Origin of the sequence: Streptomyces sp. YIM 98790 (genome assembly GCF_011421595.1) — a bacterium.
Taxonomy (GTDB): domain Bacteria; phylum Actinomycetota; class Actinomycetes; order Streptomycetales; family Streptomycetaceae; genus Streptomyces.
The window spans coordinates 26,393-47,872 of record NZ_WTLH01000011.1 but is presented as its reverse complement, the minus strand read 5'-3'; the positions used below and the strand labels follow the sequence as shown (position 1 = coordinate 47,872).

At 72.3% G+C, this 21,480-nt stretch carries 19 protein-coding genes and 1 pseudogene; 2 read left to right on the top strand and 18 right to left on the bottom strand.

The features are described from left to right. The first annotated feature begins 527 nt into the window (after nt 1-527). On the top strand, nt 528-1,781 hold the full coding sequence (locus GQS09_RS03910) for a sensor histidine kinase (protein WP_165984544.1): 1,254 nt from the start codon (nt 528-530) through the stop codon (nt 1,779-1,781). An 18-nt stretch (nt 1,782-1,799) separates the two neighbouring features. On the opposite strand, the gene GQS09_RS03905 is transcribed toward GQS09_RS03910, so the two are convergent. Both GQS09_RS03905 and GQS09_RS03900 read right to left on the bottom strand, forming a co-directional pair. Continuing rightward, nucleotides 1,800-3,242: an NCS2 family permease gene (locus GQS09_RS03905; RefSeq protein WP_165984543.1), complete on the bottom strand. Its 1,443-nt coding sequence runs from the start codon at nt 3,240-3,242 to the stop codon at nt 1,800-1,802. A 306-nt stretch (nt 3,243-3,548) separates the two neighbouring features. Then, nucleotides 3,549-4,682 carry a serine hydrolase domain-containing protein gene (locus GQS09_RS03900; protein ID WP_313895979.1) on the bottom strand — a complete coding sequence of 378 codons (1,134 nt, stop codon included), beginning with the start codon at nt 4,680-4,682 and terminating at the stop codon, nt 3,549-3,551. A gap of 144 nt (nt 4,683-4,826) precedes the next feature. On the opposite strand from GQS09_RS03900, the gene GQS09_RS03895 reads away from it, so the two are divergent. Continuing rightward, a complete protein-coding gene (locus GQS09_RS03895; protein WP_165984541.1) occupies nt 4,827-5,684 on the top strand; it encodes an NAD(P)-dependent oxidoreductase in 858 nt (285 codons plus the stop codon). 24 nt (nt 5,685-5,708) lie between these two features. On the opposite strand, the gene GQS09_RS03890 is transcribed toward GQS09_RS03895, so the two are convergent. The 16 genes and pseudogenes from GQS09_RS03890 to GQS09_RS30250 all read right to left on the bottom strand — a co-directional run. Next, entirely contained in the window at nt 5,709-7,199 is a 1,491-nt protein-coding gene (locus GQS09_RS03890; protein ID WP_165984540.1) for a hypothetical protein, read from the bottom strand. Between the two features lie 180 nt (nt 7,200-7,379). Further along, a complete protein-coding gene (gene dapD, locus GQS09_RS03885) occupies nt 7,380-8,372 on the bottom strand; it encodes a 2,3,4,5-tetrahydropyridine-2,6-dicarboxylate N-succinyltransferase (protein WP_165984539.1) in 993 nt (330 codons plus the stop codon). A 10-nt stretch (nt 8,373-8,382) separates the two neighbouring features. Beyond that, a complete protein-coding gene (locus GQS09_RS03880; RefSeq protein ID WP_165984538.1) occupies nt 8,383-8,994 on the bottom strand; it encodes a TetR/AcrR family transcriptional regulator in 612 nt (203 codons plus the stop codon). Continuing rightward, entirely contained in the window at nt 8,994-9,314 is a 321-nt protein-coding gene (locus tag GQS09_RS03875; RefSeq protein ID WP_165984537.1) for a multidrug efflux SMR transporter, read from the bottom strand. Before GQS09_RS03875 ends, GQS09_RS03880 begins: the two co-directional genes overlap by 1 nt. A gap of 146 nt (nt 9,315-9,460) precedes the next feature. Next, nucleotides 9,461-11,800: a glycosyltransferase gene (locus GQS09_RS03870; RefSeq protein ID WP_165984536.1), complete on the bottom strand. Its 2,340-nt coding sequence runs from the start codon at nt 11,798-11,800 to the stop codon at nt 9,461-9,463. Further along, nucleotides 11,797-13,263 (bottom strand): glycosyltransferase family 29 protein, encoded by a 1,467-nt coding sequence (locus GQS09_RS30575; protein ID WP_313895978.1) that lies wholly within the window; start codon nt 13,261-13,263, stop codon nt 11,797-11,799. Before GQS09_RS30575 ends, GQS09_RS03870 begins: the two co-directional genes overlap by 4 nt. Before the next feature lie 316 nt (nt 13,264-13,579). After that, complete coding sequence (locus GQS09_RS03860) at nt 13,580-13,918, bottom strand: metal-sulfur cluster assembly factor (RefSeq protein ID WP_165984535.1); 339 nt, start codon at nt 13,916-13,918, stop codon at nt 13,580-13,582. Next, nucleotides 13,915-14,382 (bottom strand): Fe-S cluster assembly sulfur transfer protein SufU, encoded by a 468-nt coding sequence (gene sufU, locus GQS09_RS03855; RefSeq protein ID WP_165984534.1) that lies wholly within the window; start codon nt 14,380-14,382, stop codon nt 13,915-13,917. Before sufU ends, GQS09_RS03860 begins: the two co-directional genes overlap by 4 nt. Before the next feature lie 21 nt (nt 14,383-14,403). After that, the gene (locus tag GQS09_RS03850; protein WP_165984533.1) at nt 14,404-15,657 is read right to left on the bottom strand and encodes a cysteine desulfurase; all 1,254 of its coding nucleotides are present in this window, start codon (nt 15,655-15,657) and stop codon (nt 14,404-14,406) included. Next, nucleotides 15,654-16,418, bottom strand: coding sequence for a Fe-S cluster assembly ATPase SufC (sufC, locus tag GQS09_RS03845; RefSeq protein WP_165984532.1), 765 nt, complete (start codon nt 16,416-16,418; stop codon nt 15,654-15,656). Before sufC ends, GQS09_RS03850 begins: the two co-directional genes overlap by 4 nt. Before the next feature lie 6 nt (nt 16,419-16,424). Further along, on the bottom strand, nt 16,425-16,787 hold the full coding sequence (locus tag GQS09_RS03840) for a non-heme iron oxygenase ferredoxin subunit (protein ID WP_165984531.1): 363 nt from the start codon (nt 16,785-16,787) through the stop codon (nt 16,425-16,427). Beyond that, complete coding sequence (gene sufD / locus GQS09_RS03835; RefSeq protein ID WP_165984530.1) at nt 16,784-17,980, bottom strand: Fe-S cluster assembly protein SufD; 1,197 nt, start codon at nt 17,978-17,980, stop codon at nt 16,784-16,786. Before sufD ends, GQS09_RS03840 begins: the two co-directional genes overlap by 4 nt. Nucleotides 17,981-18,056: 76 nt before the next feature. Then, entirely contained in the window at nt 18,057-19,478 is a 1,422-nt protein-coding gene (gene sufB, locus GQS09_RS03830; RefSeq protein WP_165984529.1) for a Fe-S cluster assembly protein SufB, read from the bottom strand. Next, nucleotides 19,475-20,227, bottom strand: coding sequence for a metalloregulator ArsR/SmtB family transcription factor (locus tag GQS09_RS03825; protein WP_165984566.1), 753 nt, complete (start codon nt 20,225-20,227; stop codon nt 19,475-19,477). Before GQS09_RS03825 ends, sufB begins: the two co-directional genes overlap by 4 nt. 266 nt (nt 20,228-20,493) lie before the next feature. Next, nucleotides 20,494-21,372 (bottom strand): LacI family DNA-binding transcriptional regulator, encoded by an 879-nt coding sequence (locus tag GQS09_RS03820; RefSeq protein ID WP_313895980.1) that lies wholly within the window; start codon nt 21,370-21,372, stop codon nt 20,494-20,496. Continuing rightward, nucleotides 21,346-21,438, bottom strand: a pseudogene (locus tag GQS09_RS30250) (LacI family DNA-binding transcriptional regulator); the annotation flags it as partial. The pseudogene GQS09_RS30250 and the gene GQS09_RS03820, both read right to left, overlap by 27 nt. Between the last annotated feature and the right edge of the window lie 42 nt (nt 21,439-21,480).

The window sequence follows — 21,480 nt, the reverse complement described above, 5'->3', positions numbered from 1 at the left end:
CTCCTCCTGCCGTTCCACCGGACTCTCAACACTCTCGGCCGGGATGCCGAACATCGTCTGCATCTGCGAATTCCGCCCCTCGGACCCTATCGGCCGCCGCGCGGCGCGAGCAAGGCGCCCGCCCCGCGCCCGGCAGCCGCCCGCCGGAGCTCATCGCAGCCTATCCCGCAAGCGGTTGCAGCGATAGATGCATGCCCTCTTGATGTATGGGCGAGAAAGCGCGAGGATCACGCAACCGCTTGTCGCGTTGAGGGGTGCGCCGGGCGGTCCCCCGTGGGGTGTTCTCCGGGGCAGACAGCGGGCCGGCTCTCCGTGCGGGTGAGCTGGCCCGCCGGTCTCCCTCGGCCACCGCCCCATCACTGGCTGCCACCACCAAGGAGTGGTGAACCGCCCCCCGAGCCGCCGCCGTTGGCCTAGTCTGGCCAGATGATCAGCCGATCACAGCTGCCTGCCGTCGGCGCCCGGGCCCTCGCCCGCCCCCGGGCCGTCCACCGCACCGGCGCACCGCGCCCCGCACCACGCCCCGCATGACCCTGGTGCGACGGCGCTGGGCGCATCTGCTGCTGGGCAGCGTGCTCTGCCTGCCGTACTACCTGCTCACGCTGGCCGTGCTGGTGCTGGCCGTTCCGGGCGACGGCGGGTGGCCGGACCCCTCGCTGCACCTGCTGGCCCTGGCCGTGTCCGCGCCGCTGATCGCGGCCTGTGAAATGCTGCTCGACCTGCGGATGCTCCAGATCCGGGCGGCGCGGGCGCTGAGCGTCGGCCCGGAGGCCCTGCCGCTGCCGCCGGAGAGCCGCGCGGTCGCGGCCGGCGCCGCCCGCCGCCGCACCGCGGTGTGGAACGTGGTCCACCTGGAGCTGGGCGCCCTGGCCGGCGCGGCCACGGTCTGTGTGCCGCCGATGGCCTCGGTACTGCTCGCGGTCCCCTTCGTACCGGGGCTCGCCGACAGCCTGCTGGCGGACAGTGCGCTGCCCGCCGCACTGGCCCCGGCCGCCGGGATGTCGCTGCTGGCCGGGCTGCTGATCGCGGTGGCGGCGGCCGGGTCGCTGCTGGCCCGGCTGGCCCCGCCGCTGCTGGGCCCGACCGCGGCGGACCGGCTGGCAGAGGCCGAGCGGCTGGCGGCCGGGCTGGCCGCCAGGAGCCGGCTGGCCCGCGAGCTGCACGACTCCGTGGTCCACTCGCTCAGCGCGGTCGCCTCCCAGGCCGCCGCCGCCCGCAAGGTGCTGGACTCCGACCCCGCCTTCGTGCGCGGCGCGCTCTCCGCCATGGAACAGACCAGCCACCAGGCGCTCGCCGAGCTCGGCACCCTGGTCGGTCTGCTGCGGGACGGCGAGGACGCGCAGACGGCGCCCGCGCCCACCCTGGCGGACCTGCCGGGCCTGCTGGACGGCAGCCGCACGGCCGGCCTGCGGGTACGGCTGGAGCGGCTGGATCCGGTGGACCGGCTGCCGGGACCGGTGTCCCGCGAGGGCTACCGGGTCGTCCAGGAGGGCCTCTCCAGCCTGCTGCGGCATGCCCGGGACCGGCCGGTGCGGCTCACCGTGGCCGCGGACCGCACCGAGCTGACCATCACCCTGGAGAACGCGGCCGGGACGGGCGGCGGCAGCGCGCTGCCCCGGCCGGGCGGGGACCCGGGCCTGGAGAGTGTGGCGGAACGTGCCGCGCTGCTCGGCGGTGCCGCCCGCTGGGGCACCGAGAACGGCCGCTGGCGGCTCTTCGCCCGCCTCCCCCTCCAGGCCCGCACCGCCCCCGCCGCGCCGGACGACGCCACCGCCGGCTGACAGCGCCGCGGCACGAGGTCAGCGCACGCCCAGAAGCTGCTCGATGGGGTCGATGGCGAAGTAGACCACGAACAGCAGCGCCGCCACCCACAGCAGCCAGTGCACCTTGCGCGCCCGGCCCACCACCGCCATCAGCACCGCGTAGGCGATGAAGCCCGCGCCGATGCCGTTGGTGATGGAGAAGGTGAACGGCATCACCGCCATGGTCAGGAACGCCGGGACGGCCAGAGTGATGTCCGACCAGTCGATCCGGGCGGCCTGGGTCATCATCAGGAAGCCGACCGCCACCAGCGCCGGTGCCGCCGCCTGTGCGGGGACCACGGCGGCCAGCGGAGCGAAGAACAGGGCGAACGCGAACAGTCCGCCGGTGACCAGGTTGGCGAAGCCGGTCCGCGCGCCCTCGCCGACACCCGCCGCCGACTCGATGTAGGAGGTGGCGGAGGAGGCCGAGGCCGCACCGCCGCCCACCGTGGCCAGGCCGTCCACGAACAGCAGCCGGCCCAGCCGGGGCACCCGGCCGCGCTCGTCCAGCAGCCCGGCCTCGCCGGTGACGCCCACCGCCGTGCCCATGGTGTCGAAGAAGTCGGTGAGGAACAGCGTGAACACCAGCAGCACCACGGTGATCACGCTCACCTCGGCGAAGGCGCCGAACAGGCTGAACTCGCCGATCAGCCCGAAGTCGGGGGCGGCCACCAGGTCGTCCGGCCACTGTGGAGTGGTCAGGCCCCACTCGATGCCGTCGGCCACGGCGTTGACGGCCATCGCCACCACGGTCATGGTGACGATGCTGATCAGGATCGCGCCCTTGACCTTGCGGACCAGCAGCGCGAAGGCCAGCAGCACACCCACGCAGAAGATCAGCACCGGCCAGCCGGTGAGACTGCCGTCGGTGCCCAGGGTGACCGCCGTGCCGTCGCCCTGGCTGACGAAGCCCGCGTTCACCATGCCGATCAGCGAGATGAACAGGCCGATGCCCACGCCGATGGCGTGCTTGAGCGGCATCGGGATGGCGTGCATCACCGCCTCGCGCAGCCCGGTGGCCGCCAGCAGGCAGATCAGAATGCCCTCCAGGACCACCAGGCCCATGGCGTCCGGCCAGGTCATCCGGGGCGCCAGGCCGTAGGCGACCATGGCGTTCAGCCCGAGGCCGGCGGCCAGCGCCAGCGGGAGATTGGCCGTCACCCCCATGAGCACCGTCATCACCGCGCCGACCAGGGCGGTGGCCGTCACCAGCTGCCCGAAGTCGAGCTGCTCGCCGTTCACGTCCTGGGCGCCGCCCAGGATGATCGGGTTCAGCACCAGGATGTAGGCCATGGTGAAGAACGTGGCCAGGCCGCCGCGCACCTCACGGGCGAAGGACGTGCCGCGGGCGGAGATCTGGAAGTAGGAGTCGATCCGCCGGATCAGCGGGTGCCGGTGCTCCGTGCCCACCTGTCCGGTGGGTGCTGAGGAAGGTGACATCGGGGTGGACCTCTGCTCCTCGGGCTGGGAGGGGACTGACGGGGCCGTCGGGACCGTCGGGACTGACAGAACTGACAGAACTGACAGGACCGACGGGGGGATTGTGCCGGGCCGGTGACCGGTACAGGTTTCACCTGGGGACAGGATGCCGGTCCGTTACCCAATCGAGTCGCTTCGGCGTCCCTGAGCAGGACTCTTCCCACACCCCGGTCACGCCCCGTCACGCTCCCCGCGGCCCGCGGTCAGCGGCCCGCACCGCGGCACCGCACCGCCGCACCGCACCGCGGGGGCGCCCGCGGAACGCGGTCAGCCCAGCACGCAGCGGCGGGCCGCCCTGCTCAGCCGCTCGGCGTCCGGACCGGCGCCGCCCGGGTGCGGGAAGCGGCGCCGGACATAGCCGAAGGCCAGCCCGGTGCGCGGATCGGCGAACGCCATCGAGCCGCCCGCGCCGTCGTGCCCGAACGAGCCGGCGCCCAGGAACGGCAGCCCGGTCATGAAGCCGAGCCCGAAGCAGCGGTGGTTGCCGAGCACCATGTCGTGGCCCACCGAGTGCGGGCGCGCCACCAGCGCCGCGGTCTCCGGCCGCAGCAGCGGCCCGCGTCCGCCGGTGCCGCTGATCGCCGCCGCGTACAGCCGGGCCAGTCCGCGCGCCGAGCCCACCCCGCCGACCGAGGCCGGGCCGCCGGCCCGCACACAGCGCTGGTTGGGCAGTTCCGCCAGCGGCGGCTGCTCCGGGCGGTGTTCGTTGCCCGCGATGCCGCCCAGGCTGTCCGGTGCGGAGGCGGACGCCTCCGCCTCCCGGCGCTCCTCGGGGGTGAGGCGGGCCGGCAGCACCTCGGCCACCCGGTGCTCCAGTTCCTCTCCCAGCCCCATGTAGAAGTCGATGCCGTGGGGTGCGCGGATCTCCTCCTCGTAGAACTGCTGCATGGTGCGGCCGGTGATCCGGCGCAGCACCTCGCCGGCCAGCGCGCCGATGGTCAGGGCGTGGTAGCCGAAGCCGCAGCCGGGCCGCCAGTAGGGGTGGTGGGCGGCCACCCGCTCGGCCACGACGCGGTCGTCGGACAGCTCCTCCACGGTGAAGCCCCGGTCCGTGCCGATCGCCCCGGCCCGGTGGCTCAGCAGGTCACGGACGGTCACGGCACCCTTGCCCTCCGCCCCGAACTCCGGCCAGTAGGCGGTGACTTCCCGGTCCAGCTCCAGTTCCCCGGCCTGGATCAGCAGCGCCACGGCAAGATAGGCCGCACCCTTGGTGCTGGAGAACACCCCGGTCAGGGTGTCCCCCTCGATGCCGGGCCCGCCCCACAGATCGACGACCTGACGTTCCCCGGCATGGACGGAAACCTGAGCGGCGTGTCCGGGCGTCTCGCGCAGCAGCGCGGCGAACTCCTCGCGCACCGGCTCGAAACCGTCCGCTACCGTGCCCCGTATCGTCGCGGGCACCTCATCAGTTACTTCTGGCATCGGCTTCACCGACCTCCACTCGCACCACCACCGGCGCACCAGCCGGACCGGACAGCAGAATAAGCAGGACCCGGCACGCTCCCCCCACAAGGTCCCGCGCCACGAAGGAGAGGGAACCCCCACATGTCCTCACCAGGTACCGTGCTGCTCACCGGCGCCGCCGGACGCGTCGGCACCATGCTGCGCGAGCGGCTGCCCGGCTACGGTTACCGTCTCCGTCTCCTCGACCGCGTCCCGCTTCCGGCCCCCGCGCCCGGAACGGGCTCCGCAACGGGCTCCGGCTCCGGACCCGAGGCCGTGGTCGCCGATCTGGACGACACCGCGGCGCTGCGCGAGGCGGTGCGCGGCATGGACGCCGTGGTCCATCTGGCCGCGCTGCCCGGCGAGGAGAGCTTCGACGCCATTCTGCGCACCAATATGGTCGGCACCTTCCACCTGTACGAGGCGGCGCGGGCCGAGGGCATCCTGCGGATCGTCTACGCGTCCAGCGTGCACGCCACCGGATTCGCCGCCGTCCCGGGCCCGGGAGAGCCGAGGGTCGGTGTGGGCGGCCCGCACCGCCCCGACACCTACTACGGGCTGTCCAAGTGCTTCGGCGAGGACCTGGCCCAGCTCTACTGGGACCGGGCCGGCATCGAGACGGTCTCGCTGCGCATCGGCTCCTGCGCCACCGAGCCGCCGCCGTACGAGCGGTCGCTGTCCACCTGGCTGAGCCCGGACGACTGCGCCCGGCTGGTGCATGCCGCGCTGACCGCTCCCGAGGTGGGCCACACCGTGGTCTACGGCGTCTCCGCCAACACCCGCGGCTGGCTGGACCTCGCCCCGGCCCGGGCGCTGGGGTACGAGCCGCAGGACGATGCCGAGCGGTATGCCGACCGCATCCTCGCCGACCCCGCCGCCCGTGCCACCGAGCACGACCGCGCCTGGCTGGGCGGCCCGTTCACCAGCCGCCCGGATCCCTGGCCGCCCGCCGCCGGATGAGCCGGCGGCGGCCCGGCGCGCCGCTCACGGCCGGCTGCGGGACTTGAAGGCGGCGCGGCGCGCGGCCTTGGCGGCGTCGCGGTCGGGGTGGACGCGGCTCATCGCCTCCAGCACCTCGGGGGTGGCCGGGTGGTCCACCCGCCAGGCGCGGTCGAAGAAGCCGCTGTGCTGGTCGACCAGACCGACGACCAGTTCGGTCAGCTCCTCCGGGGGCTCCTCCAGCTCGGCCGGGAGCAGACCGAGCTGGGCGGCCAGGGTGTCGATGGCCAGCCAGAACACCGCCTCCCTGGCCGGGGCCGGGACATCGGTGATGCCGCGTTCGGCGAGCCAGACCCTTGCCAGGCCGCCCAGCTCCGGGTCGTCCAGGACCTCCCGGAGCACGGGTTCGGCGGTGGTGTCGGCGAGGGAGAGGGCGAGCTGGCAGCCGAGCCGCCGTACCGGCGCGGCCGGGTCGTTGCCGCGGGCGGCGGCGAGCAGGGCACGCAGGCCGTCGGCCCCCGGTCCGTGCCGCCTCAGCCAGCCGTCGGTCTCCTCGCGGACCAGGGCTTCGGGGAGCGAGGGCAGGGCCAGGAGCAGCTCCGCCGCGCCGCCCCTGGCCAGATCGCCGACGGCGGGGGTGCCGATCCCGGCGGCGGCCAGCCGGCGGCGCACGCTGTGGACGCCGAGCGCGGTCAGGCGCACCTGGCCGTACCGGGAGAGGTCCTCCTCCTCGTCCTCGCCCTCGGCGGCCGGGCCGGGATCGTCCTCGGTGCCGAGGGTCTCGTCCACCGGGTCGTACTCGATCACACCGGTGGAGGTCAGCAGCAGGAACAGCTCGTCCAGCCGCATCATGACCATGGAGATGCTGTCCAGCACCTCGTTGCTGGGCTCGTCCATCTCCTCCGGCGCGGTCAGGGACATGGCCAGCACGGGCAGCGGGACCATGGCCCCGGCCGCCACGTTCTCGTCCCCGGCGGAGAGCAGATAGAGGTTGCCGAGGGCGGCGTCCAGCAGGCCGCCCTCCTCCTCCGGGTCCCAGTCGGCCGCCGCCCGGCCGAGGGCCTCGGTGTCGACGGAGCCGTCCTCGCCGATGACGCCGTCCAGGTTCCCGGCGAGATCCTCGATGCCGGGCGCGGCGGCGTCGGCCAGCACGGCCTCCAGGCCGTCCTCCCAGATCCGCAGGATCTCCTCGGGCGATCCCCCGGTGACGCGGTCCAGACCGGGACCGGGCCGGGCCAGGGCGACGGCGCCGCCCTCCCCGTCGGTCTCCACCAGGCCGGATTCGAGGGCGAAGGACCAGGCGTCGGCGGCCAGGGCCGGGCCGTCGGACTCCTCGGCCAGGCCGAGCCGGAGGGTGGCGTCCTTGAGGTGGCCGTCCGTCAGCTCCCCGGCCACACCGACCGGGACGCCGTCGGCGGCCCAGCGGGCCAGCCGGACCGCGCGCGCGAACAGGGGTGCGGCCAGCGCCTCGCGGGCCAGTTCGGCTTCGGAGGGCAGCCGGACGGGCGGCATGGCGGGACGGTCCGGAACGGACATGACGGGCGGCTCCTCGCGACGGACGGCACGGATCGGCAGCGTTCTGCAGTGCTCCAGCCTAGACACGGTGGCCGACCGCTACCTCCCGGTTACGGATTCCCGTCAACTCCGCGCGGCCCCGGGCCGGCTGCCCGCCCCGGGGCCGGGAACGGGGCCGGGGGCGGGGCCGCGCGGCGCGGATCAGTCGTTGCTGTGCAGCACGGCGTTGAGGCCGCCCCAGGAGCCGGAGCGGGGCAGGGCCTCGACGGCGCCGGTGGTGGAGTTGCGGCGGAACAGCAGGTTGTCGGCGCCGGACAGTTCGCGGGCCTTGACCACCTGGCCGTCCGGCAGGGTCACCCGGGTGCCGGCGGTGACGTACAGCCCGGCCTCGACCACGCAGTCGTCGCCCAGCGAGATGCCGATGCCGGCCTGCGCGCCCAGCAGGCAGCGCTCGCCCAGCGAGATGACCTCCTTGCCGCCGCCGGACAGGGTCCCCATGATCGAGGCGCTGCCGCCGATGTCGGTGCCGTCGCCGACCACGACACCGGCGCTGATCCGGCCCTCGACCATGGAGGAGCCGAGGGTGCCGGCGTTGAAGTTGACGAAGCCCTCGTGCATCACGGTGGTGCCGGGGGCCAGGTGGGCGCCGAGCCGGACGCGGTCCGCGTCGCCGATCCGCACCCCGGAGGGGACCACGTAGTCGGTCATCCGCGGGAACTTGTCCACGCTGGTGACCGCCAGGGGCACCTCGGCGCCGAAGGCGGCGGCCAGCCGCACGGCGGGCACCCTGTCCACCGGGACCGGGCCGTAGTTGGTCCAGGCGACATTGGCCAGCAGGCCGAAGATGCCGTCGAGGTTGAGCCCGTGGGGCCGTACCAGCCGGTGGCTGAGCAGGTGGAGGCGCAGGTAGACGTCGTGGGCGTCCAGCGGCTTGTCGGTCAGCGCGGTGATGACCGTGCGGACCGCCGCGGTCTCCAGGCCCAGCACCTCGTCCTGGCCGAGGGTTTCGTGGACGGCCTCCCCGAAGATCCCGGCGGCCTCCTCCTCGCTGAGCCGGGTGGTCCCGGCCGGCCCGGGATCGGCGCTGAGGCCGGGGCTGGGGTACCAGGTGTCCAGGACGGTGCCGTCCTCGGCGATGCGGGCGATTCCGGTGGCGACCGCGCCGCCGGTCGCGGGTGTTTCAGTGGCGGTCATGGGGGTTACGCTAACCGGCCGCGGCGGGCGGGGGCGAACCGGTCCCGGAGTGCGGCGGGGCGCCCTGCGGGGCAGCGGGAAGCAGGCGGGCGAGCTGGGCGCGCACCTCCTCGGGGCGGAACGGGCGGCCGGTGAGCAGGTACTGGAGCATCAGGCCGTCGAGCAGGGCGATCACCGCGCGTGCGGTGTCCTCGTCGGGGATGTGGCGGCGCAGCACGGCCACCATCTCCTCCAGGCAGCCCGCGGCGACCGGGCGCACCACGGGGTTGCGCAGCCCGGCGAAGTAGAGCTCGTACTCCAGTTCGGTGCGGCCGCGTTCGGCGGCCAGCGACCCGGCCACGAAGCGGGTGATCTCCTCGGCCACCGGGCGGTGCGGGTCCACCGAGTCGGACCACGTCCGGAAGCGGGCCAGCCAGGCGGCGTTGACCTCCCGGAGCGCGGCCAGCAGCAGGTCGTCCAGGCCGGCGAAGTGGTAGGTGGTGGAGCCCAGCGGGACATCGGCGGCGGCCGCCGCGGCCCGGTGGCTGAGGCCGGAGATGCCGCGCTCGCGGATGACCCGCAGGGCGGCCTCGGTGATCCGGCGGCGGCGGTCGGGGTCGTGGCGGCGGGTGGCTCCGGCCATCAGTGGCTCCCGCCGAGATGGAGCGCGGCGGTGCCGGCGATCACCAGCAGCAGGCCGGTGATCTTGAGCGCGGTGACGCTTTCGTGGAAGACCGCCACGCCGATCACGGCGATCAGCGCGGTGCCGACGCCCGCCCAGATGGCGTAGGCGATGCCCACCTCCATGGTCTTCAGGGTCCGGGCCAGCAGCGTGAAGGCCAGCAGATAGCAGACCGCGGTGGTGAGCGTCGGCCACAGCCTGCTGAAACCGTCGCTGTACTTCATCGCGGTGGTGCCGAGGATCTCCGCCAGGATGGCACCCGCCAGGGTCAGATACACCATATGTACGAGCGTACACAAGCATGCGTACGGGCGTACACAGCAGCGCACGGCGGATAACGGCGGCACGGCCGGAGACGGGCCGCGGGGCCGGTCCGGGAGTACCCGGACCGGCCCCGCGGCCTGTGCGGCGCCCGCTGCGCCGGCGCTCAGCCGGCCGGCGTCTTCAGCAGATCGCCCAGCAGGTCCATGTTGCCGCGGGTGATCCGCCACAGCAGCTCCTGCCGGCCGTGCACATCGGCGACCGCCTCCCGGTGCGCGTCCAGCATGCCGCGCGCCCGCTCCACCAGCAGGGCCGCCAGCTCCCGCTCGTGCACCGACACCCCCCACTCCGGGCGGTCGATGTCGGCGAGGAAATAGGCCAGCTTGGGGTGTGAGACCAGGCTGATGATCGGGGTGCCACAGCCGAACGGGATCATCCCGGCGTGCCCGCGCATGCCGATCACCAGCCGGGTGCGGGCGTACTCGTCGAGGATCTTCTCCGTGGACCAGTCGTACATCGGGTCCACCGGCATGCTGATGCCGTGCTCCCGGCGCAGATCGAAGACGAACTTCTCATCGGTCACCGCGTGCGCCGCGTACCGCACCTCGGCGTGCTCGCCCAGCTGCCGCACGGCCTGCGCCATCTGCTCCAGGAAGTACCCGTAGTCATGGCCGAAGCGCAGCCCGGAGCGGTCGTACGCGCAGTTGACCAGCACGGTGTCGGCCCGCCGCACCGGGTCCTGCCAGCCGGGCACCAGGTGCCGCAGAACCGTGGTCGGGCAGGGCTGGTGGACCACCTTGTCGCGCAGCGCGGCCGGCAGCAGATCGCGCACCCGCTGCACCGAGCCGTTGTTGCGCAGCCCGAAGAAGTCGGCCCGCTCGGCCAGGGTGCGCAGGCTCTCGTCGAACCGCGAGCGGGCGTACTCCTGCCCCTCGAAGTTGTTGTAGCCCACCGCGAAGACCGCCACCGGCACCTCGATGCGCCGGATCATCTCGTCCGGGACGTTCCACTGCCAGGCGCTGTTGCCGTTGGGCGAGGTGTCCGGGATGAACAGCCCGCCGCCGCCGATCACCAGGCCGCGCCGCTGGTTGACGCGTTCCAGCGCGCCCTCGTCGAAGACCCGGTGCACATGCTCGGGGTGCCAGGCGGCCGGGCCGTTGTCGTTGCCGAAGCAGAGCCGCACCGAGTCCGGCAGCACCTTGTCGCCCGCGTTGCCCTGGCCGTCCATGTAGAACGCCACGTGGGCGAGCTGCGCTGACGGCTCCCCGGCCGGGGCGCCGGAGGACCAGGCCCGGCCCGGACCCGGGTCGTCACTGGCCCCGGGCGTGGCGGTGCGGCGCTGGTGGATGCCGAGCAGCCGGTCGGTCGGATCGCCGGCCAGGCCCCGCAGGGCGTAGCGCTGGGCGCCCTGGTCGTCCCGGACGATCCAGCGCAGCTGCGAGAGCTTGCCGAACGCCTTGGCGGCGCCGGCCGGGTCGGCGGCGGCGAGCAGCAGGTGCGCCTCGGCCTCGGCGTACCGGGACTCGGCCATCAGCGCGGTGCCCAGCAGCTGGTGCGCGGCGTGGCGGCGGACGGGGATGCGGAAGCCGGAGAGAACCTCCACCGCCTCCCGGTAGCGGCCCTGCTCCTGGCAGGCGGCGGCGACCTGCTGGGCCACGGAGAGCACGGTGCCGTCGCGCAGCGCCTGGCGGCCGTAGTGGCGCACCAGGTCGGGGTGATTGGGCCCGTCCAGGGCGAAGAACCGCTCGCGGAACTCCGCGTCGCTGAGCTCGTACTCGCGCCACGCGGCCTCGGCCAGCTCGTAGCCGCGCTCGCCGCCGTTCCAGGGCTTGTGGCGGCCGGTGAAATGCAGGATGACGGTGTCCTCGGGCACCGGCAGGTTGCCGGACAGGCGGCGCTTGACGAAGTTGTAGCGCGGGTCGATGCGCACGAAACCGCCGGCCAGCACGGCGTTGAGGATGCCCTGGTCGTGCTTGTCGAGCTCGTACTCGCCGGAGCGGCCGGTGGCGTCGATCCGGGCGCAGAACTCGTCGGTCAGGTACTCCCGCTGGATCACCAGCAGACCGCTGTTGAGCTTGTCCTGGCCGTGGAAGAACTGGGCCACCGCGCCCAGGCCGGTGCGCATGCGCAGCAGTTCGCCGATGTCGCCCAGCACCACCATGTCGGTGTCCAGGGTGATGACGGTGTCGTACTCCCGGATCCGGAACACGTCCAGGATGAAGTAGGCCTTGCGGACCAGGTAGTTGTGCGGGTCTCCCTTGACGAAGTCGGCGTAGTGCGCGTCGCGCACGCGGCGCAGCACGATCCGCGGGTGCAGATTGCGGATCTTCGCCACGGAGACCGGCCGCAGGTCGTCGTAGAGGACGACGAAGTCCTCGCACACGCCCGGGTTGGTCAGGGCGAGGGAGCGCAGCAGGGTGAGGAAGCCGGGCAGGTAGTTCTCGTCCACGTAGGAGGCGAAGGCCACCCGCCGCTTGAGGGGCTGCGCGGAGGTGCTGGTGGTCATCGGAGGGCGATCCTCATCTCATCGGAGTGGCGGGCGCGGGCCATGATCCACTCGCGCTCGCGGCGGTATTCGTGGACCGCGGTGATCGGATGCTTCATGGCGTCGGGCAGCCGGTAGGCGCCGGAGGCGTAGAAGTCGAAGCCGATGAGATCGATGCGCGGGCTGACGTCGAGGAAATCCAGCAGCCAGAGCATGTTGAAACCGCTGGTGGGGATGGACGGCCAGGCCTTGACCGACACCTTGCCGACCTCGCGCACCGGCCAGCGCAGGGTGCGGTCGTTGATGTAGGTCTGGGCGCCCGGCACCAGGCGGCGGCGCAGCGAGGTGCCCCAGGCGCCCGCCTTGCCGCCGAAGACCAGCCGGGTCTGCACCGGGACGTCCCAGTTGTAGTTGTGCTTGTGGATGGTGGCGTGGATGTCGGTGCGCCGGCCGGTGTGGGCGGCGTCGATCCGGAAGGAGTTGAAGCGGACCACCAGGTCGTAGGAGTCGATCTCCTCGCCCATCCGGCTCTCCCCGACCTTGTTGGAGTTGGCCACCAGGCAGACCGACTTGCCGGCGATGAGATTGCGGAAGTCGCTGATGCCGATCACCCGGCTGCCGCCGAGCAGCGGCTCCGGGGTCTCCTCGCGGCGCAGCAGCCGCCGGTGCTCGGAGTAGGCGTCGAGCAGCCGCGTCTCGCGCGGCCCGGGGACCCCGCCGTCCTCCATCAGCATGTCGATCAGTGAGGTCAGGGTCGCGCTGAGCTCGCCCAGCGGGCGTCCGGCCCGCTCCATGGCATCCAGGGCGGCGGTCATCAGCTCCTCGGCGCCCGCACGGTCGCCCGCCTCGCGCAGCGCCACGGCCCGGGACCACAGCTCCGCCTCGGGCTCGCCGGCCTGCTCCGCGGCCCGCGGATTCCGCTCCCGCAGCAGGTGCAGGCACTCGGTGAACCGCTCCCGGCTCCGCTTCAGCCCGGTGACGCGGGCACCGATGCCCAGGTCGTCGAGGGTGCAGACCTGGAGGTAGCGCTCGTGGGCGGCGACGGCGGCCCGGTCGTCCCCCTTCAGGTCCAGCACCCGGGCGCGAAGGCGCCAGGTGGCCCGGGAGTCCTTGCGCACCGCGAGCAGGGTGTCGGTGATGCGCAGAGCGAAGGCCAGCAGGTCTTCGGTCTGGAGCTCGGCCGCGATGCGCCCGGTCTGGATCAGGCCGTCGAAGATCTCCGGGTGGGACTTGGGCCAGCTCCGGTCGTCGGAGAGGAGGGACTCCGCGTCGGCCGGTCTGCTCAGCGCGGCCGCGTAGGCGGCGGTCAGCGTGCGGATCGCCTCGGCGAGCTTCTGCCGCTGCGGATCGGCGTTGCCGGCAAGCTGCCCGCCGATGACCGCGCACTCGTGGATGCGGGCCGCGAGGTCGGAGCCGTCCCTCGGGGACTCCTTCCGCACCCCGGCCGCTGCGCGGCGCACCGGCCTACCGATTCTGAACTGCACCCGGATTCTCCTCCCCAGCCCGCCGCAGGACGGCGAATGGCGGCGTATGGTTCCGGGCAGGGTAAACCGGCCTTGTGACGTCATCCACCTGTGTGGATGTACAAAGGGTGAACTGCATGATGCAAAGCCGAAGCAAGCCGTGCCCCCCTTCCGGCTCCTCCTCCAGCCTGCCCGCAGCGACAGGCCGTTCAAACCCCCCGCCCCGCGGAAGACGTCATGGAAAAACCCCGCCCGCCCCCGGCCGCCGGTGCGGGCGGACAGGGGCTCGGACGGGGTGCGCCGGTCCTGCGGGCCGGACTGCGGGCCGGACCGCGGGTCAGACGTTGAAGCCGAGGGCGCGGAGCTGCTCACGCCCCTCGTCGGTGATCTTGTCCGGACCCCACGGGGGCATCCAGACCCAGTTGATCCGCAGCTCGCTCACCAGGCCGTCGGTGGCCGCCCTGGCCTGCTCCTCGATCTCCTCGGTCAGCGGGCAGGCCGCCGAGGTGAGGGTCATGTCCAGGGTGACGGACTTGTCGTCGTCGACGTGGATGCCGTAGACCAGACCGAGGTTGACCACGTCGATGCCCAGCTCCGGGTCGACGACGTCGTGCAGGGCCTCGCGGATCTCGTCCTCGGCGGGCAGGGCGGTCGTGTCGGTGTCGGTGGTGGTCATGCGGGGTGGGGTTCCTTTCCGCCGGTGCCCAGGGCCTGGGCGGTGGCATCCTTCCAGGCCATCCAGGACAGCAGCGCGCACTTGACCCGGGCCGGGTACTTGGAGACGCCGGCGAACGCCACGGCGTCCTCCAGCAGCTCCTCCATCTCGTCGTCCGGCTCGATCCGGCCCTTGGACTGCATCAGCTCCAGGAAGGTCTCCTGGATCCGCCGGGCCTGCGGCAGCTCCTTGCCGACCAGCAGCTCGTTCAGCACCGAGGCGCTGGCCTGGCTGATCGAACAGCCCTGGCCCTCGTAGCTGACGTCCCGGATGGTCTCGCCCTCCAGGCTGACCCGGAGCGTGATCTCGTCACCGCAGGTCGGGTTCACGTGGTGCACTTCGGCATCGCCGTCGCGCAGCCCGCGCCCGTGCGGGTTCTTGTAATGGTCCAGGATCACGTCCTGGTACATCGAATCCAGCTTCATGGAGTCATTCCCTCGCGCCGGTCAGCCGAAGAAGTTCCGGACGTACTCCAGCCCCCCGGCCAGGGCGTCCACCTCGGCCGGCGTGGAGTACAGATAGAACGACGCCCTGGTGGTCGCGGGAATTCCGAACCGCAGGCAGACCGGGCGGGCGCAGTGGTGCCCCACCCGTACCGCGATGCCCTGCTCGTCCAGAACCTGGCCGACGTCGTGCGGATGGATGTCGCCCAGCGTGAAGGAGATCGCCGCGCCGCGGTCCTCCGCCGTCTCCGGACCGATGATCCGCAGCCCGGGGATGTCCCGCAGCCGCTGCAGCGCGTACTCGGTGAGGGCCTGCTCGTGGGCGGCGATCCGGTCCATGCCGAGGGAGGACAGGTAGTCCACGGCCGCGCCCAGACCGACCGCCTGGGCGATCGGCGGGGTGCCGGCCTCGAACTTGTGCGGGGCCGGGGCGTAGGTGGAGGAGTGCATGGAGACCGTCTCGATCATCTCCCCGCCGCCCAGGAAGGGCGGCAGGTCTTCCAGCAGCTCCTGCCGGCCCCACAGCACCCCTATGCCCGTCGGACCGCACATCTTGTGGCCGGTGAAGGCCACGAAGTCGGCCTGCAGCGCCTGGACGTCCAGCGCCATGTGCGGGGCCGCCTGGGAGGCGTCGATCAGCACCAGGGCACCGACGTCCTGCGCACGGCGGACGATGGTCTCCACCGGGTTGTGGGTGCCCAGGATGTTGGAGACCAGAACGAAGGAGACGATCTTGGTCTTCTCCGTGATGATCTCGTCGATCCGGGACAGGTCCAGCCGGCCGTCGTCCGTGATGCCGAACCACTTCAGCGTCGCTCCGGTGCGCTGCGCGAGCAGCTGCCACGGCACGATGTTGGAGTGGTGCTCCATCTCGGTGATGACGATCTCGGTGCGCCCGTCCACCCGGTAGGGCTCGTCCGCCCAGCCGAGCATGTTGGCCACCAGATTCAGTGACTCCGAGGCGTTCTTGGTGAAGATCACCTCGTCCCGGCTGGGGGCGTTGATGAACGCGGCGACCTTGTCGCGGGCGCCCTCGTAGAGGGCCGTGGCCTCCTCGGCGAGCACATGGATGCCGCGGTGCACATTGGCATTGTGCAGCTCGTAGTACTGCTGGAGTGCGTCGAGCACCTGGCGCGGCTTCTGCGAGGTCGCCGCGTTGTCCAGGTACACCAGCTTCTTCCCGTCATGGAGCACCCGGTCCAGAACGGGGAAGTCCTTGCGAATCGCCTCGGTGTCGAGGAGGCCGGGCAGGTTCACTCGGCAGCGCCTCCCTTGACGTACTGCTCGTAGCCCTCGGCCTCCAGCTTCTCCGCCAGCTCCGGACCGCCGGACTCGACGATCCGGCCCCTGGCGAAGACGTGCACGTGGTCGGGCTGGATGTAACGGAGAATGCGGGTGTAGTGGGTGATCAGCAGGGTGCCGACCTCGCCGGACCCCCGCACCCGGTTGACGCCCTCGGAGACCGTGCGCAGGGCGTCGATGTCCAGACCGGAGTCGGTCTCGTCGAGAATCGCGATCTTCGGCCGGAGCAGCTCCAGCTGGAGGATCTCGTGGCGCTTCTTCTCACCGCCGGAGAAGCCCTCGTTGACGTTGCGCTCGGCGAAGGCCGGGTCCATCTCCAGCCGCGCCATGGCCTCCTTGACCTCCTTCACCCAGGTCCGGAGCTTGGGGGCCTCGCCGCGGACGGCGGTGGCGGCGGTGCGCAGGAAGTTGGAGACGGACACACCCGGCACCTCGACCGGGTACTGCATGGCGAGGAAGACACCGGCCCGGGCCCGCTCGTCCACCGCCATCTCCAGCACGTCCTCCCCGTCCAGGGTGACCGTGCCGCCGGTGACCGTGTACTTGGGGTGACCCGCCAGCGAGTAGGCCAGGGTGGACTTGCCGGAGCCGTTGGGCCCCATGATGGCGTGGGTCTCGCCCTGCTTCACGGTCAGGTTGACACCGCGCAGGATCTCCGAGGGACCGCCTTCGGTCTCGACGGAAACGTGCAGGTCGTTGATCTCAAGCGTTGCCATGGGGAACTAGGACTCCTGGGTGACGGAGACGAGCACAGCCGCGTCGGGGCCGTCTCCAACGATCTTGACGGGATAGGTGGGGATGGGACGGGTGGCCGGAGGGCCGGAGGGCTCGCCGGTGCGCAGGTCGAACATGGAGCCGTGCAGCCAGCACTCGATCTGGCAGTCCTCGACCTCGCCCTCGGAGAGCGAGACGTTCGCGTGCGAGCAGATGTCGTAGACGGCGAACACCTCGCCCTCGGTACGGACGACGGAGACCGGGGTCTCGCCGATCTCCACGCGCTTGGGCATGTCCTCCTCCAGCTCCTTCAGGACACAGACCTGGACGAAGCCTTCGGCGGCCGGCCCGGCGGGGGCGGCGGAGCTCATGCGATCGACGCCTCCAGTTCGGCCTCCAGCTTGGCGATCAGCCGCTCCTCGACGTCCGGCACGCCGATCTGCTGGACCAGCTCGGCGAAGAAGCCGCGCACCACCAGGCGGCGGGCCTCCTCGGCCGGGATGCCCCGGGCCATCAGGTAGAAGAGCTGCTCGTCCTCGAACCGGCCGGTGGCCGAGGCGTGCCCGGCACCGGCGATCTCGCCGGTCTCGATCTCCAGATTGGGCACCGAGTCCACCCGGGCGCCGTCGGTGAGCACCAGGTTGCGGTTGAGCTCGTAGGTGTCGGTGCCGGTGGCCCGGGCCCGGATCAGCACGTCGCCGACCCACACCGCGTGCGCGTCCTGGCCCTGCAGGGCGCCCTTGTAGGCCACATGGGAGCGGCAGTTCGGGGAGTCGTGGTCGATGAACAGCCGGTGCTCGTGGTGCTGGCCGTTGTCGGTGAAGTACAGGCCGTACAGCTCGGCCTCGCCGCCCGGCCCGGCGAAGCCGACCCGGGGGTGCAGCCGGACCAGGTCGCCGCCGAAGGTCACCACGACGGACTTCAGCGCGGCGTCCCGGCCGACCAGGGCGTTGTGCTGGGAGACGTGGACGGCGGTGTCGTCCCAGTCCTGCACGGAGACCACGGTGAGCCGGGCGCCGTCGCCGAGCACGTACTCGACGTTGGCGGCGCGCACCGTGTCACCGGTGTGGTCCAGGATCAGCACCGCCTCGGCGAACGGCTTGAGCTCGAAGACGGTGTGGCCGAAGGTGACCCCGCCCTCGCCGTGCACGGTGAGCCGGATCGGCTCGTCCAGCACCCGCTCGGCCGGCACCGTGACCACCACGGCCTTCTCGAAGGAGGAGTAGGCCTGGGCGGCCACCCGGTCGACCGGGGTACCGGCCCGGCCCAGCCGGGCGTCGTCCCGGCCGACGGTCTCGACGGTGACCTCGTCCGGGGCGGAGATGTCCACCTTGACCGAGCCGTCGGCCCTGGCCGTGCCGCTGTGCAGGCCGCGCAGCCGCTCCAGCGGGGTGAACCGCCACTCCTCCTCCCGGCCGTGCGGGACCGGGAAGTCGGCCACGTCGAAGGACGGCGGGGCGCTCATCCGGGTGGCGACGGTGGACTCGGCGGCCACCGCGACGGCGCCGCCGCCGGCGGCACCCGCAGGGGTGCCGGCCGGGGTAGGGGTCTGGGCCTTGGCCATGGCTGTTGTCGTGCTCGCTTTCTGCTTCCGCGGACGGGTACGGGATCGGTCGCTGACGGAGGTGCGCGGCGCGGCGTCAGCCGACCGCGCCCTCCATCTGCAGCTCGATCAGCCGGTTCAGCTCCAGGGCGTACTCCATCGGCAGCTCCTTGGCGATCGGCTCGACGAAGCCGCGCACGATCATCGCCATGGCCTCGTCCTCGGACAGGCCGCGCTGCATCAGGTAGAAGAGCTGGTCGTCGCTCACCTTGGAGACGGTGGCCTCGTGGCCCATGGTGACGTCGTCCTCCCGCACGTCCACGTACGGGTAGGTGTCGGAACGGGAGACGGTGTCCACCAGCAGGGCGTCGCACAGCACATTGGACTTGGAGCCGGCCGCGCCCTCGCCGATCTCGATCAGACCGCGGTAGGAGGTGCGGCCACCGCCCCGGGCCACCGACTTGGAGACGATGTTCGAGGAGGTGTTCGGCGCCATGTGCACCATCTTGGCGCCGGCGTCCTGGTGCTGGCCCTCGCCGGCGAAGGCCACCGACAGGGTCTCGCCCTTGGCGTGCTCGCCCATCAGGTAGACGGCCGGGTACTTCATGGTGACCTTGGAGCCGATGTTGCCGTCGACCCACTCCATGGTGGCGCCCTCGTAGGCCACCGCACGCTTGGTCACCAGGTTGTAGACGTTGTTCGACCAGTTCTGGATGGTGGTGTAGCGGCAGCGCCCGCCCTTCTTGACGATGATCTCCACCACCGCCGAGTGCAGCGAGTCCGACTGGTAGATCGGGGCGGTGCAGCCCTCCACGTAGTGGACGTAGGCGTCCTCGTCCACGATGATCAGGGTCCGCTCGAACTGGCCCATGTTCTCGGTGTTGATCCGGAAGTAGGCCTGCAGCGGGATGTCCACGTGCACGCCCTTCGGCACGTAGATGAAGGAGCCGCCGGACCACACGGCCGTGTTCAGCGCGGCGAACTTGTTGTCCCCGGCCGGGATCACGGTGCCGAAGTGCTCCTGGAAGATCTCCGGGTGCTCGCGGAGCGCGGTGTCGGTGTCCAGGAAGACGACGCCCTGCTTCTCCAGGTCCTCGCGGATCTGGTGGTACACCACCTCGGACTCGTACTGCGCGGCGACACCGGCCACCAGCCGCTGCTTCTCCGCCTCCGGGATGCCCAGCTTGTCGTAGGTGTTGCGGATGTCCTCCGGCAGGTCCTCCCAGGACTGGGCCTGCTTCTCGGTGGACCGCACGAAGTACTTGATGTTGTCGAAGTCGATGCCGGACAGGTCCGAGCCCCAGCTGGGCATGGGCTTCTTGCCGAAGAGCTTCAGGCCCTTCAGCCGCAGCCTGAGCATCCACTCGGGCTCGGCCTTCTTCGCGGAGATGTCGCGGACGACCTCCTCGGAGAGGCCGCGCCGGGCCGATGCGCCGGCGATGTCCGAGTCGGCCCAGCCGTACTCGTACCTGCCCAGGCCCTCCAGCTCGGGGTGGGCGGTCTCCGTGGGGAGCGTCATGCGGGGTTCCTCCCGGCAGTGCTGTCGGTGGTGGTCTTCGCCGCGGCGGATCCGCGGTGCTCGGTGTGCGGGGCGGTGTGCCCCGCCGCCGGAACGAAGGTCGTGCAGACCCCGTCCCCGTGGGCGATGGTGGCCAGGCGCTGCACATGGGTGCCCAGCAGGCGGGAGAACGCCTCCGTCTCCGCCTCGCAGAGCTGCGGGAACCGCTCCGCCACATGCGCCACCGGGCAGTGGTGCTGGCAGAGCTGCTCCCCGGCGGCCGCCGGGGCGGCGCGCGCCACAGCAGCGTAACCGTCCCGGGACAGTGCCCGGGCCAGCGCCTCGGTCGGCGACCCGTCACCGGCCTGCTGCTCCAGCACGGCACGGTACCGCTCCGCCTGGGCGGCGGCCCGCGCCCGGGCGAAGGCCAGCACGGCCTGCCGGGCGTCCTCGCCCTCGCCCGCGCGGCCGGCGATCCAGCGCAGCGCCTCCACGGCCAGCTCGTCGTACGACTGGCCGAAGGAGCCGCGGCCCGCGTCGGTCAGCGCGAACACCTTGGCCGGACGCCCCCTGCCGCGGTGGCCGTACACCCGCTGCTCGCGGGCCTCGACCGTGCCCTCGCCGGCCAGTGCGTCCAGATGGCGGCGCACGGCCGCCTGGGTCAGGCCCAGCCGGCCGGCCAGCTCGGCGGCGGTGGACGGCCCGTGGTCCAGAATGGAGCGGGCCACCCGGCGGCGGGTGCCCTGCTGCTCCTCGGCGGCCGCGGACATCCCCGCGGCGACGGGGGTCTCCTCGACCACCGCCGTCTCGCGCGTCTGCCGTCGCCCGTCCCGCTTTTTCACAACGCCATTGTTGCGTAATTCGTGGACACCCGGCAAGCCGCTGCCTGACCAGGGTGAATGCCGTTCATCACGTTAGGCATGCCTAACCTCCGCCCCGGTCGGCGGCGCGCGGGGCCGGTGCCAGGGGGGAACGGCGCGAGGGCGCCGCACCCGGAGCGGGTGCGGCGCCCTCGCGGCCGGGGCGGCCGGCGGGATCAGGCCGGTGCCGGGCCGGTGGATTCCCGGACGATGAGGCTGGTCTCCAGGGTCGTCTGGGCCGCGGTGCGGCTGCCCCCCGCGTCCACGGCCTGGAGCAGCAGATCGACCGCGGTACGGCCCGCTGCGGGGGTGGGCATGACAATGGTGGTGAGCTTGGGGCGGTTGAGCCGTCCGGCCACCGTGTCGTCCACGCCGACCACGCTGACGTCCCGGGGCACCTCGGTGCCCAGCTCCCCGAGCCCTTCGATGACGCCTATGGCGACCAGGTCGTTGTAGGCGAGCACCGCGGTGGCACCGCTCTCCCGGACGGCCGCGGCCGCGGCCTGGCCGCCCTCCTCGGTCGGCGCGTTCGGGCCGATGGCGGTCAGGTCCAGGCCGTGGCGCGCCACGGCGCCCTCCGCCGCCTTGCGCATCTGCTCGCTGGTCCAGGAGCCGCGCGGGCCGCCGAGCAGGGCCAGCCGGCGGTGGCCCAGCCCGGCGAGGTGGTCCACCGCCAGGGCGGCGCCCTGGGCGACGTCCATCAGCACCCCCGACAGCCCCTTGACCTTCCGGTTGACCACCACGAAGGGGAGCTCCATGCCCAGCCGCTCGATGGCCTGGTTGGTGAGCCGGGGCGCGACCAGCACCACGCCGTCGACCTGCTTGGCGAGGGTCTGTATCAGCTCTTCCTCGGCCTGCGGGTCCTCGTCGGTGTCCGCCACGAAGACGTGGTACTCGCGCTCCCGCGCATACGCCTGCGCCGCCTTGATCAGCGGCGGGAAGAAGGGGTTGGCGATGTCGGAGACGATCAGCCCCAGGTTGTGAGTGCGGCCGGTGGTGAGCGCGCGGGCCGCCCGGTTGGGCCGGTAGCCCAGCTCGGCGGCGATGGCCAGCACCCGGTCGCGGGTGTCCGCGCTCACCAGGTGCGGCGCGGAGAAGGTACGGGAGACGGTGGACACGTGGACCCCGCTGGCNGGTGAGCGCGCGGGCCGCCCGGTTGGGCC